The 16,175-nt window shown below is 71.7% G+C and carries 14 protein-coding genes; 10 read left to right on the plus strand and 4 right to left on the minus strand.

What is annotated here, in order from left to right:
• Positions 1-2: 2 nt before the first annotated feature.
• Positions 3-1,199, plus strand: coding sequence for a tetratricopeptide repeat protein (locus R3F55_25070; protein MEZ5670647.1), 1,197 nt, complete (start codon positions 3-5; stop codon positions 1,197-1,199).
• A gap of 33 nt (positions 1,200-1,232) precedes the next feature.
• On the opposite strand, the gene R3F55_25075 is transcribed toward R3F55_25070, so the two are convergent.
• Positions 1,233-1,922, minus strand: coding sequence for a response regulator transcription factor (locus R3F55_25075; protein MEZ5670648.1), 690 nt, complete (start codon positions 1,920-1,922; stop codon positions 1,233-1,235).
• Positions 1,923-2,256: 334 nt separating this feature from the next.
• On the opposite strand from R3F55_25075, the gene R3F55_25080 reads away from it, so the two are divergent.
• Positions 2,257-3,072 carry a hypothetical protein gene (locus R3F55_25080; GenBank protein MEZ5670649.1) on the plus strand — a complete coding sequence of 272 codons (816 nt, stop codon included), beginning with the start codon at positions 2,257-2,259 and terminating at the stop codon, positions 3,070-3,072.
• A gap of 46 nt (positions 3,073-3,118) precedes the next feature.
• Here R3F55_25080 and R3F55_25085 read toward each other — a convergent pair whose 3' ends face one another.
• Positions 3,119-4,714, minus strand: coding sequence for a M23 family metallopeptidase (locus tag R3F55_25085; GenBank protein ID MEZ5670650.1), 1,596 nt, complete (start codon positions 4,712-4,714; stop codon positions 3,119-3,121).
• A gap of 226 nt (positions 4,715-4,940) precedes the next feature.
• On the opposite strand from R3F55_25085, the gene R3F55_25090 reads away from it, so the two are divergent.
• Together R3F55_25090 and R3F55_25095 are read left to right on the plus strand one after the other, a co-directional pair.
• Positions 4,941-5,243, plus strand: coding sequence for a YciI family protein (locus R3F55_25090; GenBank protein ID MEZ5670651.1), 303 nt, complete (start codon positions 4,941-4,943; stop codon positions 5,241-5,243).
• Positions 5,244-5,256: 13 nt separating this feature from the next.
• The gene (locus R3F55_25095) at positions 5,257-5,670 is read left to right on the plus strand and encodes an EVE domain-containing protein (protein MEZ5670652.1); all 414 of its coding nucleotides are present in this window, start codon (positions 5,257-5,259) and stop codon (positions 5,668-5,670) included.
• 7 nt (positions 5,671-5,677) lie between these two features.
• Here R3F55_25095 and R3F55_25100 read toward each other — a convergent pair whose 3' ends face one another.
• A complete protein-coding gene (locus R3F55_25100; protein MEZ5670653.1) occupies positions 5,678-6,811 on the minus strand; it encodes an aldose 1-epimerase family protein in 1,134 nt (377 codons plus the stop codon).
• A 104-nt stretch (positions 6,812-6,915) separates the two neighbouring features.
• Positions 6,916-7,392: a TIGR02300 family protein gene (locus tag R3F55_25105; protein ID MEZ5670654.1), complete on the minus strand. Its 477-nt coding sequence runs from the start codon at positions 7,390-7,392 to the stop codon at positions 6,916-6,918.
• A gap of 251 nt (positions 7,393-7,643) precedes the next feature.
• On the opposite strand from R3F55_25105, the gene aroA reads away from it, so the two are divergent.
• From aroA to R3F55_25135, 6 genes are all read left to right on the plus strand, one after another.
• On the plus strand, positions 7,644-8,993 hold the full coding sequence (aroA, locus tag R3F55_25110) for a 3-phosphoshikimate 1-carboxyvinyltransferase (GenBank protein ID MEZ5670655.1): 1,350 nt from the start codon (positions 7,644-7,646) through the stop codon (positions 8,991-8,993).
• A 2-nt stretch (positions 8,994-8,995) separates the two neighbouring features.
• A complete protein-coding gene (gene cmk / locus R3F55_25115) occupies positions 8,996-9,655 on the plus strand; it encodes a (d)CMP kinase (GenBank protein MEZ5670656.1) in 660 nt (219 codons plus the stop codon).
• Between the two features lie 155 nt (positions 9,656-9,810).
• Entirely contained in the window at positions 9,811-11,517 is a 1,707-nt protein-coding gene (rpsA, locus tag R3F55_25120) for a 30S ribosomal protein S1 (GenBank protein MEZ5670657.1), read from the plus strand.
• Positions 11,518-11,643: 126 nt separating this feature from the next.
• Positions 11,644-13,659, plus strand: a complete 2,016-nt coding sequence (gene tkt / locus R3F55_25125; GenBank protein MEZ5670658.1) for a transketolase — start codon at positions 11,644-11,646, stop codon at positions 13,657-13,659.
• 92 nt (positions 13,660-13,751) lie between these two features.
• On the plus strand, positions 13,752-14,762 hold the full coding sequence (gene gap / locus R3F55_25130) for a type I glyceraldehyde-3-phosphate dehydrogenase (GenBank protein MEZ5670659.1): 1,011 nt from the start codon (positions 13,752-13,754) through the stop codon (positions 14,760-14,762).
• A gap of 191 nt (positions 14,763-14,953) precedes the next feature.
• Positions 14,954-16,175 (plus strand): PEP/pyruvate-binding domain-containing protein (locus R3F55_25135; GenBank protein ID MEZ5670660.1); only part of this gene is annotated, 1,222 nt, incomplete at its 3' end.

The raw sequence follows: 16,175 nt of genomic DNA on the forward strand, positions 1-16,175 counted from the left end.
GCATGACACAGGCGCTGTTCGAGGTTCAGACCTTCGATGGGCATGGTTGGGTGACCCGTCACCGCGGCGCCGATGTGGATGCGGCCGGCGAGGCGGCGCGGCACGTGCTGCCGCATGCCAAGAAGCAGGCCGTACGCATCGTCAGGCAGAGCTTCGACCCGGCGCGCCGTACGCTCGACGAACAGGTGGTGTTTTCGCTCGGCAAGCCGCGCAGGCGGCTGGCCCGTCGCGCGTTCGGCGTCGCCGCCGCCTTCGGCTTCTCGGCATTGGCGATCGTCGGCGCCACGCTGGCGCCGTCGATCGAGCCGGCCGACCTGGCCGCGCTGTTCGAGTCTCCCGCCGGCGTGGCCGCCCCGTCGACCCCGGCCGATGACATCGCGACGGCCGCAGGCGTCGAGCCGGCGCCCGCCGCAACGATGCCGGACAACGGCACCGCGCTGGCCGTGCTGACGCCCGCCGCCGGCAGCCCGCCGGCGTTCGACTGCGACCGCCAGGCGGAACAGGGCCTGGTGCGCACCGCCGGTATCGCCGCCGACCTGGAGCAGCTGTACGTGCTGTGCGGCCGCGCCATCCTGGCCGATCCGACGGCGCAGACCGAACTGGCCGCCCGGTTCGCCGCCGGTACGGGTACGGTGGCCGACCCGGTGCAGGCAATCCGCTGGTACCAGGAGGCGGCGCGTGCCGGCCATGTGCCGGCCTATCGCCCGCTGGCCGACCTGCTGGCTGCCGCCGGCAACGCGCCGGCCGACGTCAGCCGCGGCATCTCGTGGTATCACCGCGCCGCCATGGGCGGGGACGCGGCCGCCGCGGTCGCACTGGCCGACCGCTATCGCAGCGGCGCCGGCGTCGACCAGGACCTGCGGATCGCGCTGTCCTACGACCTGATGGCGGCCGAGGCCGGCGACACCGATGCCATGCTGCGCGCCGCCGACGCGTTCCGCAGCGGCACCGGCACCGACTCCGACCCGGACGCCGCCCGGCGCTGGCTGGAGCGGGCCGGATCCGTCGCCAACGGCGAACAGGCCGCGCCGCAACTGCAATGGTCGGCGCCGGCCGACATCGGCCAGCAGGCCGCACTCGACCCCGCCGCGCCGGCGCCCGGCGCACTGGTCGTGCCGGTGCTGCACCTCGACTTCGACCGCGACCTGCCGGCCGACGACCACAGCTTCGCCGGCGCGGTCGCCCACGCCAGCGTCTGACGACGGACTGGAAGCGAAGGCGCGGCCCGGCGCCTACGGCACCAGGCGATAGCCGCCCGGCTCGGTGATCAGGATCTCGGCGTTGGAGGGATCGGTCTCGATCTTCTGGCGCAGGCGATAGACGTGGGTCTCCAGCGTGTGCGTGGTGACCTCCGAGTTGTAGCCCCAGACCTCGTTCAGCAGGATGTCGCGGCCGACCGGCTTGTCGCCGGCGCGATAGAGGAACTTCAGGATCGCGGTTTCCTTTTCGGTCAGCCGGATCTTCTGGTTCTTCTGTTCCTCCAGCAGCAGCTTGCTCGCCGGCTTGAAGGTGTAGGGCCCGATCGAGAACACCGCGTCCTCGCTCTGCTCGTGCTGGCGCAGGTGGGCGCGCATGCGCGCCAGCAGCACGCCCAGCCGGAACGGCTTGACCACATAGTCGTTGGCGCCGGCGTCGAGGCCGAGGATGGTGTCGGCGTCCGAATTGGCGCCGGTCAGCATGATCACCGGCGCCTTCACGCCGCTGCGGCGCAGCAGGCGGCAGACGTCGCGGCCGTCCATGTCGGGCAGGCCGACGTCGAGCAGCACCAGCTCGAAATAGTCCTTCTTCAGCAGGTTCAGCGCGGCCTGGCCGGTCCCGGCCTCGGTGACGTGGAATTCCTCGTGCAGCTTCAGCTGTTCCGTCAGCGAGGTCCGCAGGGCTTCGTCGTCATCGACGATCAGGATGCGTTTGCCGGTCGACATGGGCGCTCCGTGGCGGGATCACACGCGGGTCCGGTCCGAAGTCAGGCCAGAACACCTTGAATGATATAGGAAGAGAACGCGGTTCTTCGCACCATTTTTGTTGAAGATGGGGCGTTCGTGCCTGTGCGCAAAATCACGCCGCGCGGCTTTTCCCGCCCGGCAAGCCCTGCCGGGCCGGCAGGATTTGCCCGGCAGACTCCGCCGCCGCCGCGCGCGGACGCCGCCGGCGGGACGACCCGGGCCCCGCATTCCGTCGTTTCGGACGTCACCGCCGCCGCCGCGGCGCTGGCACGGCCCTTGCGGAAACCCTGCGGTCCACGACGCAGGTATCCGCATGAGCGCCGTTCCCGTCTCCCAAGTCGCTGCCCAGCAGGCAAGCCAGCAGCTCCGCACCCAGAAGCGGGAAGAGGACGACGGATTCGACTTCTTCGACTTCCTCGACATCATCAACCCGCTGCAGCACATCCCGATCGTCTCGACGATCTATCGCGCGGTCACCGGCGACGAGATCGGCTCGGTCGCCCAGCTGATCGGCGGCGGCCTGTACGGCTTCGGGCTGCTGGGCGGCGGCTGGCTCAGCCTGGCCTCGACCGCCGCCAACGTGGCGCTGGAGGAGGCCACCGGCAACGACATCGCCGGCCATGTGTTCGATTTCGTGTTCGGCGAGGACGGCGAGGCGCTGGCCCCCGAGGGCGGCGACGGCGCGGAGGGATCGGCCGGCCTGGCGCCGGCCGAGGCGCCGCTGCCCGAGGACGAGGCGGCACTGGCCGCCATCCCGCGTCCGGCGGCGGTGGTCCTGCGCTCGTCGGCCGCGCCTGCCGGCGGCACCGACCGCCTGATCGACGGCACGCCGGCGGCAACCGCCGAACAGACCGCACTCGTCGCGCAGGATGCCGGCGACGTCGCCGCCGCCACCGGGCAGACGGTGCTGAGCCCGGCGATGAGCCAGGCGCTGCTGCTGGCCGGCCAGAGCGGCGACGACGGCGCCGCCGCCGGCCTGCTGTCCCGGCTGCTGCCGCGCGGCGCCGAGCACCCGGATCAGCTGCGCGAGGTCGGTCCGGGCACGACCGGCTATGCGCTCGCCGGCGTGACGATGCAGGTCGCGCCGGGCGTCACCGCAGGTCGCCTGGCCGCCGCGGCCGCCTACTGAGCGCGGCGCCCGGCACCGGTACCCGGCTGAACGCCGCCGATCGCGGTCATTGCGCCGCCGCCACCAGCGTCGCCTCGCCGGCCGTCATCGCCAGCCGCTCGGCATCGAATGCGCCGCGCCAGGCCTGGAACCGCGCCAGGTCGGCGCCGGCCAGCGGCTCGCCCGGCGGCAGCTGCACGCTCAGCGGGTCGACCTGCGCGCCATTGACCAGGATCTCGTAGTGCAGGTGCGGCCCGGTCGCCAGCCCGGTGGAGCCGACATAGCCGATCACCTGGCCCTGCTCCACCCGGTCGCCGGCCGAGATGCCCTGGGCGAAGCGGCTGAGGTGGCCATAGGCGGTCTGGGTGCTGCCATTGTGCCGGATGCGCACATAGTTGCCGTAGCCGCTGTTCCACCCCGCCACCGCAATCGTGCCGTCGCCGGCGGCGTAGACCGGTGTGCCGGTCGGCGCGGCGAAGTCGAGCCCGCGGTGCATGCGGGTGTAGCCCAGGACCGGGTGCCGGCGCATGCCGAAGCCGGACGAGATGCGGGCCGCGTCCACCGGCGTGCGCAGCAGCGCCTTGCGCACGCTGGCGCCCTCGGGCGTGAAATAGTCGACGCTGCCGTCGGCGCGGGTGAAGCGATAGATTTCCAGCGTCTCGCCCGACAGCGTCAGCGCGGCATAGACCAGCGCACCGTTGGCGACCACGCCGCCGCCGCCGTCCAGGCTCTGCTCGAACACCGTCTCGAAGCCGTCGCCGGGCTGGAAATCGCGCTGGAAATCGACGTCGTAGCTGAACGCCCGGGTCATCGCGAGCAGGATCGAGTCCGGCACCCCGGCCGCATTGCCGTCGGCATAGAGGCTGTTGTCGATGGTGCCGACCGCCCGGAACAGCGCCGCGTCGAAGGCGATCGATTCGTCGAGCACGGCATAGCTGCCGTCCTCGTTGCGGCTGACCGACACGCGGCGGTCATAGGCCAGGTCGAGCGCGAACGACACCAGCGTCGCCCGGCTGTCGGCGTCCTCGGCCGGCACGAAGGTCAGCGCCACCTGCTGGCCGGGCCGCAGCTGGCGCGGGTCCCACACGTCCTGCAGGCTCTCGATCGCCTCCAGCGCGGCGCCATAGCCGATGCCGGCGTCGGTGAACAGCCCGGCCATGGTGTCGCCCGGCTCCACCACCAGGGTCGCGGTGATCGGCGCCCACGACATCGTCGGCACCACGCCGAAGGCGATGTTGCGGCCGACCGCCGGGCCCAGCGCCTCGGCCAGGCTGGCCGAGCCGCGGAACGGGCCGCCCGGCACCATGTCGGGCATCATGTCCGGCGTCAGCGGGCCGCCGATCGGATCGGCGACGTCCGGCTCCTGCACCTCCGCCACGGCCGCCGGGTCGGCGCCGTCGCTTGCCGGTGCCGCGTCCGCCGCGCCATCCGCCGCCGGCTCGGCGACGGCATCGGCTGCGCCCGCGGCCCCGGTCGCTGCCGGCGCGTTCTCGGGCGCCGCCTGGGCGATCACGTCCGGAAAGGGCTCGAGGAACCACGCCGCCGGCTCCTCCGCCGCAGCCGGCCCGGCCGCGGCCAGGCCCAGGGCCAGCACCGCCGGGCGGCGCCAGTGGCCGCGCGGTTCCCGAATCCGAAATGCCGGCATCCGATCGCGATGCGCCATCGCTCCATCCATGTCCGTTGTGCGGCCCCCACAGCCGAATCGCGGCCAATCTAGCGGCCGGCCCCGCGCCGGATCAACTCGCGCGACCTTCCGCCGCCCCGGATGACGCGTTTCTCACCGGCCGGTCATGCGGACGGATGCCGTTGACCCCGGCGCGGCTCCGCCCATATTTTCGCCGCGAAACGCCTTTCGTCACGCCGCCAATCCACAACAAGGAAACGCCGCCATGCTCTGGGCCATCCACTGCGTCGACAAGCCGAACAGCACAGACCTGCGCATGTCGCTGCGCCCGGCGCATCTCGACTATCTGAAGCAGCAGAACGCGCTGATCGTGCTGGCCGGCGCCACCCTGACCGACGACGGCGAGACCATGACCGGCAGCGCCTTCGTGATCGAGGCCGAGAGCCGGGCCGCGGCCGAGGCGTTCTCCGCCAACGACCCGTTCACCAAGGGCGGCCTGTTCGGCAGCATCACCATCGGCCGGATGCGCAAGGGCATCTGGAACCCCGACCACATGCCGGCCGCCTGACGCGACGGCGCCCATGGCCCACTGGCTGTACAAGTCCGAGCCCGGCACCTGGTCGTGGGACGACCAGGTCAAGGCCGGCAGCACCTTCTGGGACGGCGTCCGCAACGCCCAGGCCAACAACAACATGAAGGCGATGCGGGTCGGCGAGCGCGGCTTCTTCTACCACTCCGGCGACGAGCGGGCGGTGGTCGGCGTGGTCGAGGTGGTCAAGACCTGGTACCCCGACCCCAAGGACGACACCGGCCGCTACGGCATGGTCGACCTGAAGACGGTGGGCGCCTTCCCGCAGCCGGTCGCGCTCGCCGCCATCAAGGCCGAGCCGGCGCTGGCCGAGATGGTGCTGGTCAAGAACTCCCGGCTGTCGGTACAGCCCGTTACGGATGCGGAATGGTCCCGCGTCTGCGCCATGGGCGGCTACAAGCCATAGCGCCGCTCTAGCCCTGGATCGCCGCCACCCGGGCATCGAGCGACGCCAGCGCCGCCTCGCCCGCCAGCGCGGAGAAACGCAGCGCGTAGCTGCTTTCCTGGCCGTGGTCGAGCCAGCGGATCTCGCCGCGCTCGCGCTGCTGCTGGCGGCTGCCCGGCCAGACCGTGCACGGCTCGATGCCCATCACGTAGTTGCCGGCCTGCAGGTTCTGCCACTGCAGCAGGCAGGGCAGGGCGCGCTTGTCGTATTCCATCTGGAAGCCCAGCCCGGTGCGGCCGTCGCCCCAGTCGAAGCGGCGGTTGACCAGTGCCGCCAGCGCGGTGCCGTCGGCTGCCGTCTTGACCTCGTGGGCGTAGACCTGCTCGCGGAACCCGTCCAGCGGCGCGGTCTGGAAACGATAGTCGACGTCGGTGGCGTCGGGGTCGTGGGCCATGAACGGCGTGCCGGCGATCGGCGCCACCAGTTCCGACCCGTCGTCCAGCACCGGCCAGCCGATGTTGACGTGGTAGAGCAGCATGTGCGGCGTGCGATAGAAGCCCAGATTCTCCACCCGGTCGCGGATGCTGACCGTCGGCTCGCCGACCCGCGCCTCGATCCGGCGGGTCAGCTTCAGGTTCTCGGCGAACATCGCCGCCTGGCGCACCTCGCCCTCGGCCCACAGGGTGCATTGGTCGCCGTCCCACTGCACGCCGTAGCCGACCAGCCGCGCGGGCGTGTAACTGGCGCGGCCGTGGATGCCGTGGAAGATCTTGGCGCGATAGGGATAGTTGTAGTGGTCGGCGCTTTCCTCGGCCATGCCCAGCACATGGTCGAGGCCGCAGGTGTTCATGAAGCCGGAGAAGGAGCGCAGGAAGCCGAGCCCGCCCTCCGCGTCGACCTCATGCAGCCAGGGATGGCGGAAGCCGGTCGGCGAATGCCAGCCGATGGCGGCGCGGTCCAGCTGCATCGAGCCGATGTCCATGCAGCGGTCGACCAGCACGTCGAAGCGGAAGCCGCAGCCGGTGTCGAATTCCAGCACGCGCAGCCCGCGCTCCGGGCCGTCGTCGCAGGTGACCGCGCGCACGCCGAACACCTGCGACATGTCGCCGAACTGGCGCACCAGCTGGGCGCGCGACCAGTCGCGCCCGAACAATTTGGGCATCGCTTTCCTCCCCCGGCTCTTCGGCCTTGCATCCGCGGCCGGGGCGAGGGTGGGGCCGGAGCGGCCCCGGGGTCAAGCGCGCCGACGCGGCGCCGGACCGGGCGTCAGTCCTCGTCCTCCGGCTTGACGATGCCGTCGACGTCGTCCTCTTCCTCGTCGTCTTCTTCGAGCACGAAGTCGCCGTCGTCCTCGTCGTCGTCGACCTCGGGCAGGTCCTCGTCGATGTCGTCCTCGATCTCGTCGTCGGCCGGCGCCGCCTTCTTGGCCGGCGCTTCGATGGCGGCCTCGTCCTCGTCTTCGTCCTCTTCGAGCACCAGCGTGTCGTCGTCTTCGTCATCGAGCACGACCTCGTCGTCGTCCTCCATGGTCTCCTCGTCGACCTCCTCGTCCTCGTCCTCCACCGCCGCCACCGCGGGCCGGGCCTTCTCCGGCGCGGCGCGCCCGCGCCGGCTGCGATAGGCCGCGTCGGGATCGTAGGCCGTGCCGCAGGCGGGGCATTCGATCGGCGTCTTGTTCAGGTCGTAGAAGCGCGTGTGGCAGCTGTGGCACTGCCGCTTGATGCCCCATTCCGGATTGGCCACGCCTCGGTCTCCTTCACTGCGTCGGGTTGCGCGGGTCCTTGCCCGGCCGGTCCGCCGGCCGCTGCGGCGCGGGCCGCCTGCGCTCAAGGCTCGGTGCGATGCGGCCCGTGCCTCTGCCACGAAGTCCGGCATGTGTCAAAAGCAAAGTGGGCACACGCGTCGCGCGCGGCGACGATCGGCGATTGACCCCGCCGCGCGGGGCCGCCTACTGTCCGCCGCGCGAGCGCAACCTCTGGCGGATTTCCAGGCACATGACCCACCCTTCCTCGAGCCCGCGGCCGCTCAGCGCCGGCCGTTCGCGCGGGCTCGCCGGCACCCTGCGCGTGCCGGGCGACAAGTCGATCTCGCACCGCGCGCTGATGCTCGGCGCGCTGGCGCTCGGCGAGACCACGATCAGCGGCCTGCTCGAGGGCGAGGACGTGCTGGCCACCGCCGCCGCCATGCGCCGCCTGGGCGCCACGGTCGACCGCGGCGCCGACGGCGTCTGGCGGGTGCACGGGGTCGGCGTCGGCGGCATGGCCGAGCCAGACTGCGTGCTGGACATGGGCAATTCCGGCACCGCCGCACGGCTGCTGATCGGCGTGGTGTCGACCCAGCCGATCACCTGCTTCTTCACCGGCGACGCCTCGCTGAACAAGCGGCCGATGGCGCGGGTCACCGGCCCGCTGGCGCGGATGGGCGCACGCTTCGTCACCCGGACCGGCGGGCTGCTGCCGCTGGCGGTGACCGGCCCGGAAACCGCGCTGCCGATCCGCTACGACTCCCCGGTCGCCTCGGCGCAGATCAAGTCGGCCGTCATCCTCGCCGGGCTGAACGCGCCGGGCGAGACCACGGTGGTGGAGCCGGCGCCGTCGCGCGACCACAGCGAGAACATGCTGCGCCACTTCGGCGCCAGCGTGACCGTCGAGGCCGACGGCGCGCGCCGCATCGTCACCGTCGCCGGCCACCCCGACCTGCGCGGCCGCACCGTCGCGGTGCCGGCCGACCCGTCGTCGGCGGCCTTTCCGACCGTCGCCGCGCTGATCGTGCCCGACAGCACGGTGCGGCTGCCGGCGGTCGGCATGAACCCGCACCGCGACGGCCTCTACCGCACCCTTGTCGAGATGGGCGCCGCCATCCGCATGGAGAACGAAGGCAGCGTCGGCGGCGAGCCGGTCGCCGACCTGGTGGTTTCGGCCAGCGCGCTGAAGGGCGTCGACGTGCCGGCCGAGCGCGCGCCGTCGATGATCGACGAATACCCGGTCCTGGCGGTGGCCGCCGCCTGTGCCGAGGGCAGCACCCGCATGCGCGGGCTGGCCGAACTGCGCGTCAAGGAATCCGACCGGCTGGCGGTGACCGCCGACGGGCTGGCCGCCTGCGGCGCCCGGGTCGAGATCGAGGGCGACGACCTGATCGTGCACGGCACCGGCCGGCCGCCTGCCGGCGGCGCCACCATCGCCGCCCGGCTCGACCACCGCATCGCCATGAGCTTCCTGGTGCTCGGCCTGGCCAGCGACGCACCCGTGGCCATCGACGACGGCGCGCCGATCGACACCAGCTTCCCCGGCTTCGCCGACGGCATGCGGGCCCTGGGCGCGGACATCCGCGCCGCCGGCGGCTGAGCGTGGCCGTCGTCGTCGCCATCGACGGGCCGGCCGCCTCCGGCAAGGGCACGCTCGCCCGCCGGCTGGCCGAGCGGCTGGGCTACGCCCACCTCGACACCGGCAAGCTCTACCGCGCGGTCGCCCGCGACATGCTGGACGCCGGCGCCGACCTCGACGACGCCGAGGCGGCCGCGCGCACCGCCCGCGCGCTCGACGTCGCCACGCTGGCCGACCCGCGGCTGGCCGACGACGCGATCGGGCGCGCCGCCTCGCGCATCGCCGTCGTGCCGGCGGTGCGGGCGGCGCTGCTGGACCTGCAGCGCGCTTTCGCGGCGCGTCCGCCCGGCGGCGCGCCGGGCGCCGTGCTCGACGGCCGCGACATCGGAACGGTGATCTGCCCCGGCGCCGACGTGAAGCTGTTCGTCGACGCCGACGTGGCGGTTCGCGCCCGCCGGCGCTGGAACGAGTTGCGGGAACGCGGCGAGGACGCTATATACGCCGCCGTCCTGCAAGAAATGAAGGAGCGGGACGCACGCGACGCTTCGCGTGCCGTCGCGCCGATGGCGCCGGCCGAAGACGCCTGCCGCGTGGACACGACCGAGATGGACGCGGACGCCGCCCTGGCGGCAGTGCTGCGCATTGTGCATTCCAGGCTCGGCCGCGACCGCGCGGACAACTAGGGGCGTTCCCGGACCGGAACAGACATGAACCCGGCCGTGCAGGCATCCGCACGGCCCGTTTGGCAAACCATCGCACCAACAGCCCCTTTCGGGGGCAGACCGCCGGAGACAACCGGCTGGCCGGAACATGACCCGAACCGAGTAAGGACCCTTTGATGACTGCTCAGACCCCCGCAACCGAAACCGAAGCTTTTGCCGCGCTGCTCGCCGAGACCATGGGCGACGACGCGGTGTTCGAAGGCGCCGTGATCCGCGGCACCATCGTCGCCATCGACGACGACGCCGTCACCGTCGACGTCGGCCTCAAGTCCGAGGGCCGCGTCGACCTGAAGGAATTCGCCGAGAACGGCCAGATCCCCGAGCTGAAGGTCGGCGATCAGGTCGAGGTGTTCGTCGAGCGCATGGAAGACCGCATGGGCGAGGCGATGCTGTCGCGCGAGAAGGCCAAGCGCGAGGAGACCTGGGACGCGCTGGAAGAGCACTTCAACAAGGCCGAGCGGGTGCAGGGCGTGATCTTCGGCCGGGTCAAGGGCGGCTTCACCGTCGACCTTTCCGGCGCCGTCGCCTTCCTGCCCGGCAGCCAGGTCGACATCCGCCCGGTGCGCGACGTCACCCCGCTGATGGGCACCAAGCAGCCGTTCCAGATCCTGAAGATGGACCGCCCGCGCGGCAACATCGTGGTGTCGCGCCGCGCCGTGCTGGAAGAGACCCGCGCCGAGCAGCGTTCCGAGCTGGTCGCCAACCTGAAGGAAGGCCAGATCCTGCAGGGCGTGGTGAAGAACATCACCGACTACGGCGCCTTCGTCGACCTGGGCGGCGTCGACGGCCTGCTGCACGTCACCGACATCGCCTGGCGCCGGATCAACCATCCCAGCGAGGCGCTGCAGATCGGCCAGACCGTCAAGGTGCAGGTGATCCGCTTCAACCCGGAGAACCAGCGCATCAGCCTGGGCATGAAGCAGCTCGAGGCCGACCCGTGGGAAGGCGTCGAGATCAAGTATCCGGTCGGGGCCAAGTTCAACGGCCGCGTCACCAACATCACCGACTACGGCGCCTTCGTCGAGCTGGAGCCGGGCATCGAGGGCCTGGTCCACGTCTCGGAGATGAGCTGGACCAAGAAGAACGTTGACCCCGGCAAGATCGTCTCGACCAGCCAGGAGGTCGAGGTGATGGTGCTGGACGTCGACCCGGTCAAGCGGCGCATCAGCCTGGGCCTGAAGCAGTGCCTGTCGAACCCGTGGGAGGACATCGCCAGCCACCACCCGGTCGGCTCCACGGTCGAGGGCGCGATCAAGAACATCACCGAGTTCGGCCTGTTCGTCGGCCTGCCCGGCGACATCGACGGCATGGTCCACCTGTCCGACCTGAGCTGGGACAAGCCCGGCGACGAGGCGGTGAAGGACTATGCCAAGGGCGACACGGTCAAGTGCAAGGTGCTGGACATCGATGCCGAGAAGGAGCGCATCAGCCTCGGCATCAAGCAGCTCGAGCAGGATCCGTTCGAGAGCAGCCTGGGCAGCCTGAAGAAGGGCCAGATCGTCACCGGCACCGTCAGCGCGGTGCTGGAGAACGCGATCGAGGTGACCCTGGCCGACGGCGCCGTCGGCGTGATCCGCAAGTCGGACCTCGCCCGCGACCGCTCCGAGCAGCGGCCGGACCGCTTCGCGGTCGGCGAGAAGCTGGACGCCAAGATCACCCAGATCGACCGCGGCAGCCGCAAGATCATGCTGTCGATCAAGGCGCGCGAGGTCGAGGAGGACAAGGCGGCGATGGAGCAGTACGGCTCGTCCGACAGCGGCGCCACGCTCGGCGACATCCTCGGCGCCGCGCTGAAGGGCCAGGAAGAGAAGAACAACGGCTGACCGGCCGCCCCTTCTCGCCTATCCTGCCATCGGGATCGGCGCCCGCGCGGCCCATCGCCGGCCGCGCGGGCGCCCGCCCCGTTTCTCGTATCCAGCGTTCGCCGCTCCAGCATTCGGGGATCTGACATGACGGCACCGGCCGAGGCTTCTCACGCGGAGATGGCCAACGCCATCCGTGCGCTGTCGATGGACGCGGTCCAGCGCGCCAATTCGGGCCATCCCGGCATGCCGATGGGCATGGCCGACATCGCCACCGTGCTGTTCCGCGACTTCCTGAACTTCGACCCGGCCGACCCGCGCTGGCCGGACCGCGACCGCTTCGTGCTGTCGAACGGCCACGGCTCGATGCTGCTCTATGCCGTGCTGTACCTGACCGGCTATGCCGACATGACGCTGGACGAGCTGAAGAACTTCCGCCAGCTCGGCAGCCGCACCGCCGGCCACCCGGAATACGGCCACGCCGCCGGCATCGAGACCACCACCGGCCCGCTCGGCCAGGGCATCGCCAACGCGGTCGGCATGGCGCTGGCCGAACGCCGGCTGAACGCCGAGTTCGGCGACGCGCTGGTCGACCACCACACCTACGTGTTCTGCGGCGACGGCTGCCTGATGGAAGGCGTCAGCCAGGAGGCGATCTCGCTGGCCGGCCATCTGCGGCTCGGCCGCCTGATCGTCATCTTCGACGACAACGGCATCTCGATCGACGGCAGCACCTCGCTGACCACCTCCGACGACCAGCTCGCCCGCTTCGAGGCCTCCGGCTGGCACGTGCAGGCCTGCGACGGCCACGACCCCGACGCCATCGCCAAGGCGATCGCGGCGGCGCGCGACAGCGAGCGGCCGTCGCTGATCGCCGCCAAGACGGTGATCGGCTTCGGCGCGCCCGAGGGCCTGGCCGGCAGCGCCGAGTCCCACGGCAAGGCGCTGGGCGACGAGGCGATCGCCAGGACCCGCAAGACGCTGGGCTGGCCCTATCCGCCGTTCGAGGTGCCGGACCGCATCCTCGACGCCTGGCGGGCGACCGCGAAGCGCGGCGCCGCGGCCCGCGCCGCCTGGGCCGGGCGGCTGGAGCAGGCGATCGGTCCCGTCCGCGCCGAGTTCGAGCGCCGCTTCCGCGGCGACCTGCCCGACACGGTCGGCCACGCGGTCCACGCCGCCAAGGTCGCGCTGGCCGAAAAGATGCCGAAGCTGGCCACCCGGGTCGCCTCGCAGCAGGCGCTGGAGGCGCTGGCGCCGGTGCTGCCGGAGCTGATCGGCGGCTCGGCCGACCTGACCGGCTCCAACAACACCCGCACCAAGGCCTTCGCCATGGACCCGGTCAAGGCCGGCGACTGGCACGGCGGCTATGTGTTCTACGGCGTGCGCGAGCACGGCATGGCCGCCGCGGTCAACGGCATCGCCCTGCATGGCGGGCTGATCCCCTATGGCGGCACCTTCCTGGTGTTCAGCGACTACATGCGCCCGTCGCTGCGGCTGGCGGCGCTGATGGGCATCCGCGCCATCCAGGTGCTGACCCACGATTCCATCGGCCTCGGCGAGGACGGCCCGACCCACCAGCCGGTCGAGCATCTGGCCGCGCTGCGCGCCATTCCAAACCTCGACGTGTTCCGCCCCGCCGACGCGATGGAGACGCTGGAGTGCTGGGCGCTGGCGCTGGCCCGCAAGGACGGGCCCTCGGTGCTGGCGCTGACCCGCCAGGGCCTGCCGGCGCTGCGCGACGACGCCGACAGCACCAACCGCTGCGCCCGCGGCGCCTATCTGGTGCGCGATCCCGGCCACGGCCGCGACGTCACCCTGATCGCCAGCGGCTCGGAGGTCGAACTGGCGCTGGCCGCGGCCGACCTGCTGGCCGCGGACGGCCGCAAGGTCGCGGTGGCGTCGGCGCCGTGCCTGGAGATCTTCCGCCGCCAGGACGCCCACTACCGCGCCGATATCCTGGGCCCGGCCGGCGGCGTCCGCGTCGCGGTCGAGGCCGCGCTGATGACGGGCTGGGACGACATCGTCGGCGCCAACGGCGCCACCGTCGGCATGACCGGCTTCGGCGCGTCCGGCCCGATCGAGGCGCTGTTCCCGCATTTCGGCATCACCGCCGAGGCGGTGGCGGCCGCGGCACGGGAACGGCTGGCCGCCGCGAAGAAGTGATCGGCCGGCCATGGCCGAATTGACACGGGTTGCATATTACAGGCGGGCACGGTGCGTGGCCGACCGCGCCGGCAACGGAATGGAGGATTGAGATGGCTGTTCGCGTCGCGATCAACGGCTTCGGCCGCATCGGGCGGCTGGTGTTGCGCTCCGCGTTCGAATACGGGCGCGACGACATCGAGTTCGTCGGCATCAACGACCTGGGTTCGGTCGAGACCAACGCCCATCTGCTGAAATACGATTCCGTCCATGGCCGCTATCCCGGCCGGGTGACCCACGGGCCGGACTGGATGGACCTGGGCAAGGGCCAGATCAAGGTGACCGCCGAGCGCGACCCGTCCAAGCTGCCCTGGGGCGTGCTGGGCGTCGACGTGGTGATGGAGTGCACCGGCATCTTCACCGCGCGCGACAAGGCGGCGATGCACCTGGACGCCGGCGCCAAGCGGGTGCTGGTTTCCGCCCCGGCCACCGGCGCCGACCTGACCGTGGTCTACGGCGTCAACGACGACCAGCTCGATGCCGCCCATCGCGTGGTCTCCAATGCCTCGTGCACCACCAACTGCCTGGCCCCGGTCGCCCACGTGCTGCACCAGGCGATCGGCATCGAGCGCGGCTTCATGACCACCATCCACAGCTACACCGGCGACCAGCCGGTGCTGGACACGCTGCACAAGGACCTGCGCCGGGCCCGCGCCGCCGCCCTGTCGATGATCCCGACCACCACCGGCGCGGCCCGCGCCGTCGGCCTGGTGCTGCCGGAGCTGAAGGGCAAGCTGGACGGCAGCTCGATCCGGGTGCCGACGCCCAACGTTTCGGTGGTCGACTTCAAGTTCGACGCCCGCCGCGCGACCAGCGTCGACGAGGTCAACGGCGCGATCAAGCAGGCGGCCGGCGGCCGGCTGGCCGGCATCCTGGAAACCAGCGAGGAAGAGCTGGTGTCCACCGACTTCAACCACAACCCGGCCAGCTCCACCTTCGACCTGACCCAGACCACGGTGATGGAGGAGACCTTCGTGCGCGTGGTCAGCTGGTACGACAACGAGTGGGGCTTCTCCACCCGCATGTCCGACACCGCCATCGCCATGGGCAGGCTCGGCGACTGAGCCGCCGCGGGCGGCGTTCCGGCCCCCGCCTCGAGCCGTACAACCCGCGTCGCCCCCGGGCCGGTCCCGGGGGCTGCCCGGCCTTCGCGCCGCATTCCGCTGCGACGCGTCGTTTCGCGCGCCATTCCCCGGTTGCCCCCGCATCTCGCACATGCGAAATGACGCGCGTGAGGCAGCTTGATGGTGCGGCGATGACGAAATGGGTCTTTGCCTTCGGCGGCGGGGCGGCCGACGGCGACGCGCAGATGAAGGCGCTGCTCGGCGGCAAGGGCGCCAACCTGGCGGAGATGAGCCGGCTGGGCCTGCCGGTGCCGCCCGGCTTCACCATCACCACCGAGGCCTGCAACCATGTCTTCGCCCACGGCCGCCATCCCGACGGCCTGCGCGCGCAGGTCGCCGCCGCGCTGGAGGCGCTGCAGGCCCGCATCGGCCGGCGCTTCGGCGACCCGGCCGACCCGCTGCTGATCTCGGTGCGCTCCGGCGCCCGCGCCTCGATGCCGGGCATGATGGACACCGTGCTCAACCTCGGCCTCAACGACGACACGGTGGCGGGGCTGGCCGCCGGCGGCGGCGAGCGCTTCGCCTGGGACAGCTACCGCCGGTTCGTGCAGATGTACGCCAACGTGGTGCTCGGCCTCGCCCACGAGGGCTTCGAGGAGGCGATCGAGATCCACAAGGAGGAACGCGGGCTGATCCTCGACACCGACCTCGGCGCCGACGACTGGCGCGCCCTGGTCGCGCGGTTCAAGCAGCGGGTCGAGGCGGAGACCGGCAAGCCGTTCCCGAGCCGGCCCGAGGACCAGCTGTGGGGCGCTATCGACGCGGTGTTCAACAGCTGGTCGAACGCCCGCGCCCGCGAATACCGCCGGCTGCACGACATTCCCGAGGACTGGGGCACCGCCGTCAACGTGCAGGCGATGGTGTTCGGCAATATGGGCGACGACTGCTGTACCGGCGTCGCCTTCACCCGCGACCCGTCGACCGGCGCCAACGCCGTGTTCGGCGAGTATCTGGTCAACGCCCAGGGCGAGGACGTGGTCGCCGGCATCCGCACCCCGCATCCGATCACCATCGCCGCCAAGGCCGCCACCCACACCGCCGTCTCGGCGATGGAGGAGGCCGACCCGCCGCTGTTCGCCGCGCTGTCGCGCACGCTGGGGCGGCTGGAGCGGCACTATCGCGACATGCAGGACGTCGAGTTCACGGTCGAGCGCGGCCGGCTCTACATCCTGCAGACCCGCACCGGCAAGCGCTCGGCCGCCGCCGCGGTCCGCATCGCCGTCGACATGGCCGACGAGGGGCTGATCGGCCGCGACGAGGCCGTGCGGAGGGTGGCGCCGGAGTCGCTCGACCAGCTGCTGCACCCGACGCTGGACCCGAAGGCGCCGCGCAGGCTGCTGACCCGCGGGCTGG

This window comes from Alphaproteobacteria bacterium, from assembly GCA_041396705.1.
GTDB lineage: Bacteria > Pseudomonadota > Alphaproteobacteria > CALKHQ01 > CALKHQ01 > CALKHQ01.

What these genes read in the sequence shown, in the direction of transcription:
- R3F55_25075 (MEZ5670648.1), bottom strand. Translation starts at nt 1,922, where the DNA reads ATGTCGACCGGCAAACGCATCCTGATCGTCGATGACGACGAAGCCCTG.
- R3F55_25070 (MEZ5670647.1), top strand. Translation starts at nt 3, where the DNA reads ATGACACAGGCGCTGTTCGAGGTTCAGACCTTCGATGGGCATGGTTGG.
- gap (MEZ5670659.1), top strand. Translation starts at nt 13,752, where the DNA reads ATGGCTGTTCGCGTCGCGATCAACGGCTTCGGCCGCATCGGGCGGCTG.
- R3F55_25095 (MEZ5670652.1), top strand. Translation starts at nt 5,257, where the DNA reads ATGGCCCACTGGCTGTACAAGTCCGAGCCCGGCACCTGGTCGTGGGAC.
- rpsA (MEZ5670657.1), top strand. Translation starts at nt 9,811, where the DNA reads ATGACTGCTCAGACCCCCGCAACCGAAACCGAAGCTTTTGCCGCGCTG.
- aroA (MEZ5670655.1), top strand. Translation starts at nt 7,644, where the DNA reads ATGACCCACCCTTCCTCGAGCCCGCGGCCGCTCAGCGCCGGCCGTTCG.
- R3F55_25080 (MEZ5670649.1), top strand. Translation starts at nt 2,257, where the DNA reads ATGAGCGCCGTTCCCGTCTCCCAAGTCGCTGCCCAGCAGGCAAGCCAG.
- R3F55_25090 (MEZ5670651.1), top strand. Translation starts at nt 4,941, where the DNA reads ATGCTCTGGGCCATCCACTGCGTCGACAAGCCGAACAGCACAGACCTG.
- R3F55_25100 (MEZ5670653.1), bottom strand. Translation starts at nt 6,811, where the DNA reads ATGCCCAAATTGTTCGGGCGCGACTGGTCGCGCGCCCAGCTGGTGCGC.
- R3F55_25085 (MEZ5670650.1), bottom strand. Translation starts at nt 4,714, where the DNA reads ATGGCGCATCGCGATCGGATGCCGGCATTTCGGATTCGGGAACCGCGC.
- tkt (MEZ5670658.1), top strand. Translation starts at nt 11,644, where the DNA reads ATGACGGCACCGGCCGAGGCTTCTCACGCGGAGATGGCCAACGCCATC.